The organism is Pectobacterium aroidearum, assembly GCF_041228105.1.
In the GTDB taxonomy this organism is placed as follows: Bacteria; Pseudomonadota; Gammaproteobacteria; order Enterobacterales; family Enterobacteriaceae; genus Pectobacterium; species Pectobacterium aroidearum.
Genome location: NZ_CP166097.1, coordinates 577,546 through 593,775 on the forward strand (window position 1 = coordinate 577,546; position 16,230 = coordinate 593,775).

Below are 16,230 nucleotides of genomic sequence, written 5' to 3' on the forward strand. Positions count from 1 at the left end.
AGGGGTTTACATCGTAAATATAGAATTCCTGCACATATTAATAGTTAAGTGAAGGTATTATTTGACTGAAAGTTAATTCATTGGTTGGTTTTATTATTTACCGAGTGTCGAAAAAGTAAATGGCTCACGATGGTTTAACACGGACGTTACACGGTGATGCGTTGAATCAATGAAGAACGTGCTTTCAATGGTTTTCCTAAAGCGTAAACAGTAGGATAATTCGATTAATGTGATGCTTTCGGGGATCAGCAAAGAGGCAAGGATGTCTGATGAAAGAATAACGGATCTGATCTGTTTACAAGGTATTTCACACACCTACAGTATCTGTGCTTCCTCTCAATCGGTGCTGCACGATATTTCACTGTCTATTCCTGCCGGACAAAGCTGCGCGATCGTGGGCGCATCGGGTTCTGGCAAAAGCACCTTGCTTAATATCATCGGCTTACTCGATCAGCCCATCTCGGGGCGTTTACTGCTTGCAGGGCAAGATATGTCTCAGGCGAGTGCTGATGAACGTGCGATCGTGCGTAATCAGGCCATTGGCTTTGTCTTCCAGAGTTTTAATTTACTGCCGCGTCTGGATGCGTTGGATAACGTTGCGCTTCCCTTGGCCTACCGCGGCGTCTCGCGACAGGCCGCTCGTCAAGCCGCGCAGAGAGAGCTGGCACGTGTCGGCCTGGCCGAGCGAACCCACCATCGGCCCGCCGATCTGTCTGGTGGCCAACGTCAGCGGGTGGCGATTGCGCGTGCGCTGATTGGTGAACCTGCGCTTCTGCTGGCGGATGAACCGACCGGCAACCTCGACAGCCAAACGGCTGATGACATCATCACGCTCTTGCTGGCATTGAACCGCGAACAGGGGACGACGTTGGTGATGGTGACGCATGACGAAGGCATGGCCTGCCGTATGGCCCGGCGCATTCATGTGCAGGACGGCCGAATCCATGAGGTGAACCATGTCTGACCCTCGCTCACGGATGGAAGCGGGGCAAGGCCACTATGGTCCTTCGCTACAACAGCGTCTGCTTGAGCCGTTGAACAGCCTTATTCTTCTGGGACGGCGTGCCGTTCTGGCTCTCCTTGGAATTGCGGTGGGATGTGGATCTGTTGTCGCTTTGCTTAATATTGGGCACAACGCGGAAGCCGAAGCCATGGGCGTATTCAGAGGAATGGGCAGCGACCTGCTGGTTGCCACCGTGCAGAATCGGGTAGGTAGCCATGCTACCGGCTCGGCTCCGGCAGACTTGGATATCCCCGTTTTGCGACAAAACTTGCCTGATATTAAGGCGGCAACCGCGCTAATTATTACCTCCACCGAAGCACGGCTGCGTGGTCGTTCACTGAGCACCATGGTGGTGGGCAGCCGGGCTGAACTGTCGGACGTGCTAGGGCTGACGCTCGCGCAGGGTCGCTACCTGAGTGATTTCGATGAGCAAAGTACCTATATCGTGTTGGGGGCGAATGTTGCGGAACAATGGGCATCGCAGGGAGGCACCGCTGCCTTGGGTGAACGCGTGCAGGTGGGAGGATACCTGTTTGAGATCGTCGGAATCCTTCAGCCGCAGGGGCACAACCCTCTGGTACCTGTCTCGGTTGATGATTCTATCCTGATGCCGATCTCTGGCATGCGTCGTGTCATGCCTGCCCCACAAATCGTCAGCGTAATTGCACGTAACCACAACAGCGATACGCTGGCGCAAACGGGCTCACAGTTAAAGGATTATTTGGTTCCTCTGATGCCGAAACTGGATATCGATGTGCAAATCCCACAGCAGCTACTGGAGGGAATGGCGCAGCAGTCGAGGATGTTTTCGTGGCTGCTGGCGGGGCTGGGAGGGATTTCCCTGCTGGTAGGCGGGGTCGGGGTGATGAATGTCATGGTGATGAATGTATCCGAGCGACGTCGTGAAATCGGTGTTCGTATGGCGCTAGGTGCGCGGCCGCGGGATATTGCGGGGCTGTTTTTACTGGAGGCTGTGGTGTTATCCGCTTGCGGAGCCCTGATCGGGGCGGTGTGTGGCATCGCGGCGGCGTGGCTGTTTGTCTTTTTTTCAGGCTGGTCAGCCTTTTCACTTTCGGCATTGTCACTTCCCCTCGGTATTGGTAGTTCATTGGCGATTGGCCTGTTTTTTGGGCTTAACCCGGCGATGACCGCAGCACGCCTTGAACCCGTACAGGCGCTACGCGATGCGTAAATCTATCTTGTGTTTACTGATTTTGTTTTCTGCTCATGAAGGGTATGCGGAAACGGCGTTGAATCCTTCTCAGGCGACGCGGCAGGGTCAGACGACAGTCAGTACATCGTTAAATGCACAAACGATCGATCTCACGCTGAGCGATGCCATTTATCTTGGGTTACGCGACAATCGCGCGATCCGTAGCGCCTATCTGGATCGTATCGCACAGAAATTTGATCTTCGGGTGGCGGAGGATCGTTTTACTCCCAAGCTGTCGCTGACGGGCAGTTACCTTTCCAACCGTAACCAAAGCGATCGTTACCGGCAGGGGAATCTGACGCCGACGTCAACCCTGCTCACGCCGTATGGCACTCGTTTTAGTCTCGGCTGGACCTACCGCCATACGCAGGCTGATAACGCCGGGCTGTCGCGTAACGATGGTGCCAACATTACTGTGATCCAACCTTTGCTTCGCGGTGCAGGTAAAGATGTTACGACTGCGCCGGTTCACATTGCACAACTGACTGAACAGTTAAATCGTCTGGCGCTGAAATCTACGGTTTCACAGACGATTACGCAGATTATCACCGCTTATCGGGAACTGTTGCGCTCACAGGAGCAATTGCAAATCGCTCGTGATGCGCTGGCGCGGGCGCGCCAGTTGGTTGAGGTCAACCGTGCAATGATTGCCGCCGGACGCATGGCCGAATTTGAAATTGTGCAAACCGAAGCTGAAGTGGCTACACAGGAACTGGCGCATGAAGAAGCCAGAAACCAGTTGGATACTGCCCGTCTTGCGCTGCTGCAACTTCTGGCGTTGGATTTAAATACGCTGATTGTGGCAACGGATGCCATGCAGGCACAGCGCGTTGAGGTGAATGCTGCGCAGGCGTTGAAGCAGGCCGAAGCCTCTCGGCCCGCTTATCTGGCACAGATCATTGCTAACGAGCAGGCTGCGCTCGGTCTGGCGGTTGCACGTAACGATCGTCTGTGGGATGTCTCGTTGGTCGGGGGCGCGAGTCAGGTACGCGACCGCGCGGCACAGAGCAGCACCTCACGTACCTGGGAGAATTATGTTGGCGTTCAGGTGGAGATTCCTATTGGCGATCTGAGTACCCGTCAGGCGGAGGTTCAGGCGCGAGTGAATGTGCGCAATCAGCATATCCAACTGGATGAAGTCAGGCAGCAGCTTGAACGCGATGTCACCAATGCGGTACGTGATATCGGTACGCGCTGGCGGCAGTTTGAGATTTCCCAACGTGCGCGGGATTTGTCGCGCCGCAAGCTGGAAATTGAGCGGGAAAAGCTCACCGTTGGGCGTTCCAGTAACTTTCAGGTGCTGAGCTTTGAGAACGATTTACGCAACGCTGAAAATGCCCGCCTCAATGCGCTTATCAGCTACCTTAATGCGCAGGCTGAACTGGATGAGACGCTGGGCACCACATTACAAAGCTGGGATATCGCACTCAATGATTAGGCATAACTTTCTGTCTCGCCGGCGTCACCTGATGGCGCTGTTGCTGATCGCCGCACTTGGCGTGCTCAGTTGGCTGCTGGCAGGGCGTACGAACGAACGGGAAAGCGCGCCTCAGGGGCAATGGCTCGCTGTTCAGCCTCAGTTGCTGGAAAATCAGCTCGGGCTGGTTGGGCGAATCGAGGCCGCGACGCAGACAACGCTGGCGGCGCCTTTTGAAGGCGTTATCCGTGAGGTATTGGCGCGTGAGGGGCAACGCGTCGAAAAAGGGCAAACGTTACTGCTACTAGATCCTGGACAAATTGAGATCCAGTTACGTCAGGCGCAGGCTGACGTGCTCAAGACGCAGCGCGAGGTACAAACGCTCAGGCAGTGGGAACAAAGCACGGAGGTGTCGCGTGCGCGTCGCGCGGTAAGCTCAGCCCGGTCAACGTTTAACAATACGCAAGCCAATCTTCGCGATACCCAGGCGTTGTTTGAACGCGGCATCGTCGCGCGTATGGAAGTTGATACGCTAAAGCAGCAAATTCGTTCACAGGAGCAGGACCTGAACGCGGCGCAGGAGGAACTGAAAACGGTACTGGCGCGTGGGAACGGTGAAGATAGCAAGATTGCAGAGATGGAACTGACGAATGCACAGGTGCGCTATCAGACGCTGGCTGCGCAGGTTGAACGGCAAATCGTCAAGGCCCCGTTTAGCGGTTTTGTCGTGCGCCCCGCTACGCCTGATAACGGCAAGCCTGTGGTTATCCAAGCCGGTTTGCTGGTCAGTCAGGGGGCGCCGCTGTTTGGTGTCATTGCTCAGGATCGTTTTCAGGTGGCAACCCGGGTAGAGGAAACTGACCTGCACCAGCTGCAAGAGGGGATGGCGGTTAACGTGACAGGGGATGGTTTTGCCGGACAAACTCTGACGGGCAAGGTTACTTCGATTGATATGCAGGCCGATGCTGCTGATATGTCAGGAAGCGGTGCTTACTATGATGTGGTGGTGTCGCTCGATACGCCGTTGGCGGACCTAAGACAAAACATTCGACTGGGGATGAGCGCGCGGCTGGCTATTATTGTTTATCGCAACGAACAGGGCGTCGCGGTGCCTGCACAGGCTGTACGTACTGACGAGAATGGCGATGCCTATGTGATTTACCGTCCGACCGCTGACGCTCCGCCAAAGAAAATCAACGTGACGCTGGGGAAAACGGTGGCGCAGGGCGTAGAGATCGCCGGGCTGGAAGCGGGCGAGGTGCAGATTCCTTAGTCACTTATTTGAGTCTTGCATCAGCCAGCCGCTATCACACTGCAAATGTTTCATGGTGTCAGAGCAAAATCGTCCTTCCTGATTGAGAATAGCCTACCAGTGGCATAACGCGCGTGAGTGACTCAATAACGAGTCACGATACAGAACGAAATGGTGAGGCGGTAGAAGAATGCCTACCGCCTTAACCTGTTGTTGTATTTTAGAAACGGACGTTCAGTTTCAGGTTAGCGGTATTATCGGTCACACCGCCACCGAATTGGCCGCCGTAGGATAATGACAGGTTTGCATTGTCGGTCAGTTTTTTGCCGATGCCAGCTTCAATTCGTACGCTGTTTTCCGCCAGTGGCGTTCCCGTGACGCTGTAGCTATCCGCCCCGATAAAGTGCAGACGTGCTGTGGGATCGATGTCACCAAAAGCATGTCGCCAGCCGACACTGCCATTTACCGTCCACGCTCGTTCTTGCGTGCCGAAACTGCGTTCCAGACGTACGCCGAGGGTAGAAAAGGTCGTATCCATTTTGATCGCCTCTCCGCCCAAGGCGGCAGCGCCGCCGGTTTCGCTGAAACTATCCATTTTACTGGCGACGTGCGCGAGTCTGGCGAAAGGCTCCACGGAAACTACGTTAGCATCGAATTTCATACGTGCTTCACCAAATACCTGAAGGGTTCGGGCATCCAGATCCGCAGGCAGCGGTGATTCGATGCTAAAGTAGAAGGTTCATTTATCTGTATCGCTAAAAGGATTTGCCATGCCTGCCAGTTCTCCATCGTTAAGGTTCTATCTGATCATTGGCCTGCTCCAGGGGCTTTTATTTGTTGCCGCGCTTGAAATGGAAGAGAGCGTGCTTCAGATCATGCTGATAACGATGGCTGCAGTGGGCGGAGTGAGTCTGCAATTGCTGGAACGCACGCTTTTTGTGAAAAAGACGTGGCTTTGGGGCGGTGCGTTGACCGTGCTGATGACGGCGATTAGTGGCTGGGTTTTCTATGACAGTGGGCGATACCAACTGCCTGATTCCTGGATACTGTGTGGCATCCTGTTCGGTTATATCTGCTGTACGTTCATTTGCTGCTGGTCCACCCGTGAAGGGCGGTGGCCGTCTTATGAAGCGATCTGTAAACACGCCTGGAACAATATTTTTACTGTGTTGCTGGCCTGGCTAGTGGTTCTGGTGGTCGTACTCTTGCTCGTGCTGTGCAGCATGTTGTTCAGCATGCTGGGGTTCCGGCTGGTGAGTAAAGTACTTTGGCATTATCGGTTTTATATGCTGCTCTTGCCGGTGGTGTTTTCTGTCGGCATGTATATTGGAATGACCAAAGAAGCGGTCGTCGGGCTGCTGCGTGGGATTCTGCTATCGGCTTGCCGCTTCCTGCTGCCCCTTAGTGCACTGATTACCGTGGTTTTCACCTTGACCCTGCCTTTTAGCGGTCTGGAACCGATATGGAATACCGGCCGTTCTACCGTCATTCTGCTATGCCTGATGGGCGTAAATCTCTTTTTGATTAACTGCGCCTCTCAGGATGATAACGAGGGGCGCACTTATCCTGCCGTGTTACGTGGGCTGGTTAACGCCAGCGTGCTGTGTCTGCCTGTGTTGGTGGCGTTGGCGGGCTATTCCAGCTGGCTGCGCATCGAACAGTATGGTCTAACGCCTGTCCGTTTTCAGTCGATCTTCGTGGTGACGATTGCAATGCTTTACAGTCTGGCGATGGTGTGGGCTGTCGTTCGCCGTTCTGGCGTCTGGTTAGGGCGTTTACGTACAAGCAATCCGCTGCTCGCGGCTATCATCTGCGTTCTGGTGATATTGCTGCATACGCCGCTGTTAAGCCCAGAAGCCTTTAGCGCGAGGAATCAGGTTCAGCGTTTGCTTAATGGAAAAACGCCGATCGATGATTTTGATCTGTGGGCGCTGCGCGATGAGTTAGGCACGGCAGGCAGGAAGCAGTTTAACTGGCTGGCCGAAGAATTGAAGCAGGACCGAATTCTTGATGCGGCAGGGCGACAGGCACTGCGAGATCGGCTGCAGGGGCGTCCTGCACAAGTCCGCCCCGTTCAGGTTGAGTGGGTGGGGACGTTGGAAGACGGGGTCGAAAGCATGCTGCAGGGCGATAATCTGGGTAATCAGTGCAGGGAAATGGCTTGCCTGCTCTTTGCTATTGATTTGACAGGCGATGGTCATAACGAAGTGCTCGTTTTTCCCCGAGTGGGCTGGGGAAATGGTGGGAAGATCCTCGCTCGTGATGAAAAGGGACAGTGGCAGATTGCGGCCAGTATGTTTGGCGCGATAGGGACGGAAAAACTGGTCGCACTGGTGAAAGATGGCAAGGTTGAAGCCGTTGCCCCACGCTTCAAGACAATCAGGATCGGGGATCAGAATATGGAGATCACCTATCCCTGATCCCGTCCTACGTTAGGTATTGCTTATTGATTCGATAAAGACAACGGATTGGTGATAGCGATCACATTTCTGTACTTTAGCCACATGCGAAAACACATGAGGATAAAGTGATGTCAGTAATCAATACCCAAGTTAAACCATTCAAAAACATGGCTTTCAAAGACGGTCAATTCATCGAAGTGACCGAGAAGAATATCGAAGGCAAATGGAGCGTATTCTTCTTCTATCCGGCTGACTTTACGTTTGTCTGCCCGACCGAACTGGGTGATGTCGCTGACTACTACGACGAATTCCAACAGCGTGGCGTGGAAATCTACTCTGTTTCCACCGACACCCACTTCACGCACAAAGCGTGGCACAGCAGCTCTGAAACGATTGGCAAAATCAAATACACCATGATCGGTGACCCAACTGGCCAGCTGACGCGTAACTTTGAAAACATGCGCGAAGCAGAAGGTCTGGCCGACCGCGGTACGTTCATCGTTGACCCACAGGGCATCATCCAGGCGGTAGAGATCACGGCTGAAGGTATTGGCCGCGATGCATCTGACCTGCTGCGTAAAGTGAAAGCGGCTCAGTACGTTGCTTCTCACCCAGGCGAAGTCTGCCCGGCTAAGTGGAAAGAAGGCGAGGCTACACTGGCACCGTCTCTGGACCTGGTTGGCAAAATCTAAGCTAACACCTCGGAAAACATAGCGGTTTTTGTCGGGTGCGTTGCACCCGATTTTTCTGGCCCGGTTTTTTGGGGCCAGAACCCTGCACGATTTTGACGTTGTACCCACTTGCCTAATTAAGGACGACCAATGCTCGACAATACGATGAAAGTCCAGTTGAAAGCCTATCTGGAAAAATTAACCAAACCTGTTGAGTTGATTGCGACTCTGGATGACTCCGCGAAATCTGCTGAAGTCAGAACCTTGCTGACTGAAATCGCTGAGCTGTCTGAACGGGTAAGTTTTGTTGAAAAGAATGAGTTGGCAGTACGTAAGCCTTCATTCCTGATTACCAATCCAGGTTCCCAGAGCGGCCCGCGTTTTGCCGGTGCGCCAATGGGACATGAATTTACCTCCCTGATTCTGGCGTTATTGCAGGTGGGCGGCCATCCGTCGAAAGAAGCGAAAGAATTACTCGATCAAATCCGTAATCTTGACGGTGCGTTCCACTTTGAAACGTATTACTCGCTGTCCTGCCACAACTGCCCGGACGTGGTGCAGGCACTGAATTTAATGGCGGTGCTGAATCCGAATATCACTCATACCGCGATTGACGGTGGTGTGTTTCAGGATGAGATCCAAAGCCGCAATGTCATGGGCGTTCCGACCGTTTTCCTGAACGGCGAACACTTTAGTCAGGGGCGGACGAGCCTCGCAGAGATTGTGACTAAAATCGATACTGGCGCGGGCGCTAAGCAGGTCGAGAAGCTGAACCAGCGTGACGTCTATGACGTGTTAATCATCGGTAGCGGCCCAGCAGGGGCAGCCGCGGCGGTTTATTCGGCGCGTAAAGGTATTCGTACCGGTTTGGTCGGTGAACGTTTTGGCGGTCAGGTATTGGATACGGTTGATATCGAAAACTACATTTCCGTTCCGAAAACGGAAGGAGCCAAACTGGCGACCGCGCTGAAGAGCCATGTTGATGACTACGATGTTGATGTGATCGATGCGCAGAGTGCAGAAGCACTAATTCCCGGTGGCGAACCCGGCAAGCCGCATCAGGTGATTACCGTATCCGGTGCGACGCTGAAAGCGCGTAGCGTGATCATTGCAACCGGCGCGCGCTGGAGAAACATGAATGTACCCGGCGAAGATCAGTACCGTACGCGTGGCGTAACGTACTGTCCGCACTGTGACGGTCCGCTGTTTAAAGGCAAGCACGTCGCGGTGATTGGCGGCGGGAACTCCGGTGTGGAAGCGGCTATCGATCTGGCTGGCGTGGTGAAACATGTCACGCTGCTTGAGTTTGCACCGGAACTGAAAGCGGATTCGGTATTGCAGGACAAGGTGCGTAGCCTGCCGAACGTTGACATCATTCTGAATGCGCAAACCACAGAAGTGAAAGGCGATGGACAGAAGGTCACGGGGCTGAGCTACAAAGATCGTATTACCGATACGGTGCACGATTTAGCGCTGGAAGGGATCTTCGTGCAGATTGGCCTGCTGCCTAACACCCACTGGCTGGAAGGTACGGTAGCCAGAAACCGCATCGGTGAAATCGAGATCGATGCCAAATGCGAAACCAGCGTGAAAGGTGTTTTTGCTGCCGGTGACTGTACGACCGTGCCATACAAGCAGATCATCATTGCGACGGGTGAAGGCGCAAAAGCGTCCCTGAGCGCCTTTGACTATCTGATTAGAACTCGTGCGTAATATTGGCCTATGGGAGAGGGATGCATCTGCCTCTCTCCTGTTGCTTTGACGATGACCTTTACTTTCCGTGCGGCGATGTCTCAAAAGAGGCGTCGCCGCGTTTTTTCGCCTCAAAATTTTCCTTTCGATCGTAAAAATTAGATCTCAGCCCTTGCCAAGGGACAATAAGAAATTCATAATGCTGGCCGCTCTGTGCTATTGCACGTTTTTGCTGTCTACACAGCATTGTATTTCGAGCGTTGGCGTTACCTCAATCCACACCATTTTTTATCAGTTAATACAAAAAATCATATTCTTCTTAACAGACTTATCCACAGGCTGTCCGTTGGTTATTTAGTAATCATGCTATGTTGTTGATAAAATACTGTAGGGTATCTTATTGATATCTATTCATAAATTTTACTTATAAAATATTATAACGATCGCTTGTACTTTTTGTGACAGTTGATTGGCAACGGTTTTTTTATTTATTCACAGCGCGTGCGACAAACTAATGACAACGGTTTGAGCGACTCACGCATCGCGCGGTAATCCTTTCTCGACTGCACGAATAAGTCGTTTTTTCTGTGTAGATTGGACGTCAATTTCCAGCGATGCGCGGCGTTCCAACTGCTGGCGAATCGCCCAGTGGATATGTTCATCCAACAGTTCGCTTTCACCCAGACGGGTTTGCAGTGCCAGCACGATACTATCCTGATAGGGAGCATTCCCCAGCGCGACGGCAATATTGCGTAGCCAGCGGAGATGACCAATACGCCGGATCGGTGACCCTTCCGTAATTCGCAGAAATTTCTCTTCATTCCAGCCGAATAGCGTCAGCAGCTCCGGCGTGTGCAGCGCGGCACGCGGGCTGAAATCAGCCTCGTCGGTGAGCTGTGAAAACCGATTCCACGGGCAAATAAGCTGACAGTCGTCGCAGCCATAGATGCGATTGCCCATTAGCGGACGGAATTCTTCAGGAATCGGACCTTCCAATTCAATGGTCAGATAGGAAATACAGCGGCGGGCATCGACGGTATACGGTGCGACAATCGCACCTGTTGGGCAGGTGGTCATGCAGGCGACACAGCGGCCGCACTGTTCTTCTTGTGGTCGATCGACGGGCAGGGGTAAATCGATCAGCAGTTCGCCGAGAAAGAACCAGGAACCCGCTTCTCTGTTCAGAATTAGTGAGTGTTTACCAACCCAGCCCAGCCCGGCTTTCGCAGCCAAAGGGCGCTCCATAATGGGCGCGGAATCGACAAAGGGACGGAAATTCAATTCACCGCAGTATTCCTGGATCTGATCGCCGAGTTTTTTCAGCCGTTGGCGTAATAGCTTGTGGTAATCGCGGCCCAGCGCATAGCGGCTAACGTAGCCGAGTTCCGGGTTTTTTAAGGTGCTGGCGAACGCGGCTTTGGCGGGCAGATAATTCATACGAACGCTAATGACGCGCAGTGTGCCGGGCAGCAGCTCATGCGGACGTGCCCGCAGCATGCCATGACGCGCCATCCAGTCCATTTCTCCGTGGTATTGCTTATCCAGCCAGTCCTGAAGCCGGGGCTCTTCTGCGGACAAATCGGTGTCGCAGATTCCGACCTGCTGGAACCCTAATTCCTGTCCCCATTGTTTGATGTGTTGCGCTAATTCATTGAGATCGTAGGGGTATGACATGGGGAACCGTAAAAATGTACTGTATTGTCTCGATTTTATCACAAAGTCCCGGTATCACCGTGGAACAGAAGAAAGCTGTCGATAAAAAGTACAGATAAAGTTTTTGAGACTACCGTCGATATTTTAAAAATAGCATCGCGCCAATTATAAAACTCTGGGGGCTCTACATGGAAATGGCACCATTGTCCTTTTATCGCACCACGATTCACGGCTTGGATCTCAGCATTGATGTTAATCAACGGCAGGCTGCACAGCTGGTTAACGTGGATAAATCGGCGATGACCCTTGATGCTGAACAGGTACAAATTAGTCAGGAAGGGCGGAAAGAGTTACAAGACGATATTATATCGCAATCGGCCCACCGTTTTTTCTCTTCTGATATCGACAATGCATTGTCACAGGCGCTAGCCGATCAGCCCGAGCAGGTGTCTCAGGCGGTTTACCGTATCATCGATGAAAATCTTATGAATAGCTCAGTGTTGAATGGAGAACAGCGTCAAGCCTCGTTAGCACTGGGGCTTTCTCAGGCTGCTTATCTGGCTGAACACTATATCGATGACGAGCAGAAACAATCCTTTCTGGATGCGATGAAACAAATCGCCGCAATCTCGCAGACGCGGACGACGGACGAAAAAGGCAATGTCTCTTATTACAATCCCCCTTCATACATACCCGGAACGACGGAATATAAGGTGGACTGGAGTGCGATTATGAAAGAGAAAGAGCCGGAGAAATATGAGAAGTATCGGGAAGCACTCGAATCCGGTGATGCTGTAAAAGGGTTAGAGGAATTTATCAGCTTCGTCAGCACTGCCGCCATTAAACATCCTGACTGGGGACGTGAGTATCAGAACAACGCTGCCCGACAGGTTAACGAGCTGAAGCAAGCAGAAATAAGCAATCCATTTGCGGATATTGATTTGTCCACCCCATCTGGCTTTATGTCGGGCGCGCTTGAGGTATTAAAAAACGCTTTTAATGAACCAACGCTGCAATACGCGGTAAAGCGGATCGACCAGTTCTTTGCCTCGCTGCCTGATATTTCTCGCTAATACACCTTGATCATCTGACCGTTCTCTCTGGCGAAGCGGGACAGACCTTGCTAACTTGAAATGCATGTTCCATGCCATTGATGGAGAACAACATGCATCACGCCACTGAGCCTTATCGGCTCGATACGGCAGAAACCACATTGCCTGATTCGGTGTTTTACGCCGAGTGGCTACGCCATGAAGAAGCCAGGGCAGCCGCCGAATCAGGGCTTTCGCTGTGGGCGCTCATGCAGCGTGCGGGAGACGCCGCATTTCAGGTGGCGCGCCAATGCTACCCCTCGGCTCGACGCTGGCGAGTTCTGGCCGGACACGGCAACAATGGTGGCGATGGATATGTGGTCGCCAGTTTGGCCATGGCAGCGGGCATTGACGTGGATGTTGTTGCCTGTGCCAGCGATAAGCCATTGCCCGATGACGCTCGCCTTGCCCGCCAGCGCTGGCTGGAGCAGGGCGGGTGTGTTCAGGATGTGAATGCGCAGGATGCTGATTCGCCGTGGCCAGAAGGGATCGATCTCATCGTTGATGGCCTGCTCGGCACCGGGCTTTCCGCTGCTCCGCGTGCACCCTATGATGCGTTAATCACGCAGGCAAATGCTTATCCCGCCCCTATCGTTTCACTGGATATTCCCTCTGGATTACATGCCGAAACCGGCGCTTGTGCTGGCGTTGCGATCTGCGCGGCGCAGACGGTGACGTTTATCGCGCTGAAACCGGGCTTACTGACTGGCCGTGCTCGTGAACAGGTTGGGAAATTACATTACCACTCGCTAGGCTTACAGACATGGCTGGATGACCAAACCGCGCCGATACGGCGACTGACTGCGGCGCAGCTTGCCAAATGGTTGTCTCCTCGACCAGCCGGACAACATAAAGGTGATAACGGTAGGCTGTTGGTGGTAGGTGGCAACGCTGGCCTAGGTGGCGCGGTATTGATGGCCGCCGATGCTGCGTTACACAGCGGCGCAGGCTTAGTGCGAGTACTTACTCACAAACAGTATCAATCGGCGTTTCTCACGGCCCGGCCTGAGTTAATGGTGCAGGAATTGACGACAGATACCTTGCATCAGGGGCTGGAATGGGCGGATGTCGTCGTGATTGGACCCGGTTTAGGACAGGATGAATGGGGTAAAAGCGCGCTGCGTCTGGCAGAAAATTGTAACAAACCCATGTTATGGGATGCGGATGCGCTTAACCTGCTGGCAATCAATCCGCATAAGCGGCAGAATCGCGTGCTGACACCTCACCCCGGCGAGGCTGCTCGTTTACTGAATTGCCGTGTCTCTGATATTGAAAGTGATCGCTTACTTGCGGTGACACGGTTGGTAAAACGCTATGGTGGCGTTGTTGTGTTAAAAGGGGCGGGAACGGTGATTGCCAGCGAGCGAGACGAGATTGCCATTGCTGATGTGGGAAACCCAGGCATGGCGACAGGTGGCATGGGAGATGTGCTATCAGGTATTGTCGGCGGTTTGCTGGCACAAAAGCTCTCGCTGTATGATGCGGCTTGTGCCGGGTGTGTTGTACACGGTGCGGCGGCCGATTGGTTGGCGGCACGACGCGGGACCCGAGGTATGCTGGCAACCGATTTACTGCCGGTGCTGTTTCGATATGTTAATCCCGAGCGGATGTGTTTATAGCCGATGTTTTTAGGACTTATGTTTTTAGAACAATAGAATGAAAAAAATAGTCTTACTTCTGCCGGATGAGGCAGCCACTATCTCATTAGGCACGGCGCTGGCGAAAGCCTGTGACGGCGCTTGTGTTATCCACCTTTATGGCAATCTTGGCGCGGGGAAAACGACGTTTAGTCGTGGGTTCCTACAGGCGCGCGGTCATCAGGGCAATGTCAAAAGCCCCACTTATACGCTGGTAGAGCCTTATGCGTTATCGCCGCTGGCTGTCTACCACTTTGATCTCTATCGACTGGCCGACCCGGAAGAGTTGGAGTTTATGGGGATCCGTGATTATTTGACGCAGGACGCCATTTGTCTGATTGAATGGCCGCAACAGGGCGCAGGCGTGCTGCCCGATGCGGATATCGAACTGCATTTGCGCTATCAGGATCAAGGCCGACAGGCTGAACTGTCCGCGGTCTCTGCGGCAGGAGACGCAATGTTACAACGTTTTTCTCTTCAGCCAGGAACAACAGAATCATGATGAGTCGTATGGTTACGCTGTTCATCGGCGTATGGCTGTTGCTGGCAGGGGCGGCGTGGGCAGCGAATCTGTCGGACATTAAGGTAGACAATGCCTCAGGTCAGGCCACGGTGCGCCTGAGCTTTAGCGGTCAGCCTATTTATGCTTTTTTCCCGCTGAGTAACCCTGCCAGAGTGGTCATTGATATTCGTCAGACCGGCGTCATTCAAGGCCTGCCGTTGGATTTCAGCGGGCAAAACCTGATTAAGCGTGTGCGTACCAGCAATGCGCAGGATGCACAAAGCCTGCGTTTGGTGCTGGATTTGACTCAGGCGGCCAAAACGCGAGCGGTGACGCAAAAAGAAGGATCGGGCTACGTTGTGGTTTTCACCATCACCGGTGATAAAGCGAAAACGGTACCAGTCTCAGCGCCTCCGGCTTCGCGGCAGCAAAATAGCGCACCGGCAGAGCCCGCCAAAAATCCGTTTACCAATAAACCTACCGTGGTCGTTAGTAGCAGTTCGTCATCGACTACCCGCGCGCCGGTTCGGCAGGGGAATGAACGTGTTGTTGTGGCGATTGATGCTGGTCACGGCGGGCAGGATCCTGGGGCGATTGGCCCGAACGGTCTGAGGGAGAAAAATGTCACCATTTCTATCGCCCGTAAGCTACAAGCTTTACTGAATAGCGACCCGGCCTTTAAAGGTGTGCTGACGCGCGACGGCGACTACTTTATTTCCGTCATGGGGCGTTCGGACGTGGCGCGCAAGCAGGGTGCGAACCTGTTAGTGTCGATTCACGCGGATGCCGCGCCGAATCGTAATGCCAAAGGCGCCTCCGTTTGGGTGTTGTCCAACCGCCGTGCGAACAGCGAAATGGCAAACTGGCTGGAACAGCACGAGAAACAGTCTGAACTGTTGGGCGGCGCGGGCGATCTGTTAGCGAACAGCAGCGCCGATCCTTACCTCAGTCAGGCGGTACTGGATCTGCAATTTGGTCACTCCCAGCGTGTGGGATATGACGTGGCGACGAAAGTACTGCGCGAACTCCAGCGTGTCGGTGGGCTGCATAAACGACGCCCTGAGCACGCCAGTTTAGGGGTATTGCGTTCGCCGGATATTCCTTCTCTGCTGGTGGAAACCGGATTTATCAGTAACGTTGCAGAAGAGCGACTGCTGGGCAGTAACGATTATCAGGAAAAAATCGCCAACGCGATTTATCAGGGGCTGAGGGGGTACTTCCAAACGCACCCGATGCAATCCCTCCCAAAGCAGGAAAGCCGCCCACTACAGTCGGCGGCAAGTGATACTGCAACGTCGAGTGATAACGTCAGCACGGCAAAAGCAAGTGCGGGCAGCACGCGTCATACCGTTGCGCGTGGCGAAACACTTTCTTCCATTGCGCGGCGTTATGGCGTCAGCCTCGCAGCCATGCGTGATGTGAATAAGCTGAATAAGGATATCGTCTGGGTTGGACAGCGCCTGAATATTCCGGCGACAGGGACGAAACAGACGGCATCAACCCCAGCGCCCAAAAAGGCAGCGCCGGTGAAGCATAAGGTCGTAAAGGGTGATAGCCTGAGTGCGATCGCTGCCCGTTACGGTGTCAGCATGAAAGATATCCAACAGGCGAATAATATGCGTTCCGGCACGGTACAACTGGGGCAAATGCTGATTATTCCGTCCGCCTGATGCTTCATGCTGACGATGTCGAGAGAT

Annotated in this window: 13 protein-coding genes; 11 read left to right on the forward strand and 2 right to left on the reverse strand. The window is 53.4% G+C overall.

Annotated features, from left to right (window positions below; all coding sequences use genetic code 11):
• Window positions 1–262: 262 nt before the first annotated feature.
• From AB8809_RS02580 to AB8809_RS02595, 4 genes are read left to right on the forward strand one after another with little or no spacing between them, the layout of a single operon-like run.
• On the forward strand, window positions 263–964 hold the full coding sequence (locus tag AB8809_RS02580) for an ABC transporter ATP-binding protein (RefSeq protein WP_349854705.1): 702 nt from the start codon (window positions 263–265) through the stop codon (window positions 962–964).
• Window positions 957–2,195, forward strand: a complete 1,239-nt coding sequence (locus tag AB8809_RS02585; RefSeq protein ID WP_349854703.1) for an ABC transporter permease — start codon at window positions 957–959, stop codon at window positions 2,193–2,195. The genes AB8809_RS02580 and AB8809_RS02585 overlap by 8 nt, the downstream gene beginning before the upstream one ends.
• Window positions 2,188–3,654, forward strand: coding sequence for a TolC family protein (locus tag AB8809_RS02590; RefSeq protein WP_349854701.1), 1,467 nt, complete (start codon window positions 2,188–2,190; stop codon window positions 3,652–3,654). The genes AB8809_RS02585 and AB8809_RS02590 overlap by 8 nt, the downstream gene beginning before the upstream one ends.
• The gene (locus tag AB8809_RS02595) at window positions 3,647–4,906 is read left to right on the forward strand and encodes an HlyD family efflux transporter periplasmic adaptor subunit (RefSeq protein WP_349854699.1); all 1,260 of its coding nucleotides are present in this window, start codon (window positions 3,647–3,649) and stop codon (window positions 4,904–4,906) included. The genes AB8809_RS02590 and AB8809_RS02595 overlap by 8 nt, the downstream gene beginning before the upstream one ends.
• A 199-nt stretch (window positions 4,907–5,105) precedes the next feature.
• Here AB8809_RS02595 and AB8809_RS02600 read toward each other — a convergent pair whose 3' ends face one another.
• Complete coding sequence (locus AB8809_RS02600; protein ID WP_369987050.1) at window positions 5,106–5,546, reverse strand: autotransporter domain-containing protein; 441 nt, start codon at window positions 5,544–5,546, stop codon at window positions 5,106–5,108.
• A gap of 109 nt (window positions 5,547–5,655) precedes the next feature.
• Between AB8809_RS02600 and AB8809_RS02605 the strand changes: the two genes are divergently transcribed.
• The 3 genes from AB8809_RS02605 (at window position 5,656) to ahpF (ending at window position 9,671) form a co-directional block, all read left to right on the forward strand.
• Complete coding sequence (locus AB8809_RS02605; protein ID WP_349854697.1) at window positions 5,656–7,305, forward strand: DUF4153 domain-containing protein; 1,650 nt, start codon at window positions 5,656–5,658, stop codon at window positions 7,303–7,305.
• A gap of 110 nt (window positions 7,306–7,415) precedes the next feature.
• Window positions 7,416–7,979, forward strand: coding sequence for an alkyl hydroperoxide reductase subunit C (ahpC, locus tag AB8809_RS02610; RefSeq protein ID WP_010287114.1), 564 nt, complete (start codon window positions 7,416–7,418; stop codon window positions 7,977–7,979).
• Window positions 7,980–8,108: 129 nt separating this feature from the next.
• On the forward strand, window positions 8,109–9,671 hold the full coding sequence (gene ahpF, locus AB8809_RS02615) for an alkyl hydroperoxide reductase subunit F (RefSeq protein WP_015841856.1): 1,563 nt from the start codon (window positions 8,109–8,111) through the stop codon (window positions 9,669–9,671).
• A 513-nt stretch (window positions 9,672–10,184) separates the two neighbouring features.
• Here ahpF and queG read toward each other — a convergent pair.
• Window positions 10,185–11,324: a tRNA epoxyqueuosine(34) reductase QueG gene (gene queG, locus AB8809_RS02620; RefSeq protein ID WP_181846005.1), complete on the reverse strand. Its 1,140-nt coding sequence runs from the start codon at window positions 11,322–11,324 to the stop codon at window positions 10,185–10,187.
• Window positions 11,325–11,491: 167 nt separating this feature from the next.
• Here queG and AB8809_RS02625 point away from each other — a divergent pair, with 167 nt between their 5' ends.
• From AB8809_RS02625 to amiB, 4 genes are all read left to right on the forward strand, one after another.
• Window positions 11,492–12,376, forward strand: coding sequence for a hypothetical protein (locus AB8809_RS02625; protein WP_349854694.1), 885 nt, complete (start codon window positions 11,492–11,494; stop codon window positions 12,374–12,376).
• 92 nt (window positions 12,377–12,468) lie between these two features.
• Window positions 12,469–14,013: a bifunctional ADP-dependent NAD(P)H-hydrate dehydratase/NAD(P)H-hydrate epimerase gene (nnr, locus tag AB8809_RS02630; RefSeq protein ID WP_349854692.1), complete on the forward strand. Its 1,545-nt coding sequence runs from the start codon at window positions 12,469–12,471 to the stop codon at window positions 14,011–14,013.
• 37 nt (window positions 14,014–14,050) lie between these two features.
• Window positions 14,051–14,533, forward strand: coding sequence for a tRNA (adenosine(37)-N6)-threonylcarbamoyltransferase complex ATPase subunit type 1 TsaE (gene tsaE, locus AB8809_RS02635; RefSeq protein ID WP_349854690.1), 483 nt, complete (start codon window positions 14,051–14,053; stop codon window positions 14,531–14,533).
• Window positions 14,530–16,203 (forward strand): N-acetylmuramoyl-L-alanine amidase AmiB, encoded by a 1,674-nt coding sequence (gene amiB, locus AB8809_RS02640; protein WP_349854688.1) that lies wholly within the window; start codon window positions 14,530–14,532, stop codon window positions 16,201–16,203. The genes tsaE and amiB overlap by 4 nt, the downstream gene beginning before the upstream one ends.
• The last annotated feature ends 27 nt before the right edge of the window (window positions 16,204–16,230 follow it).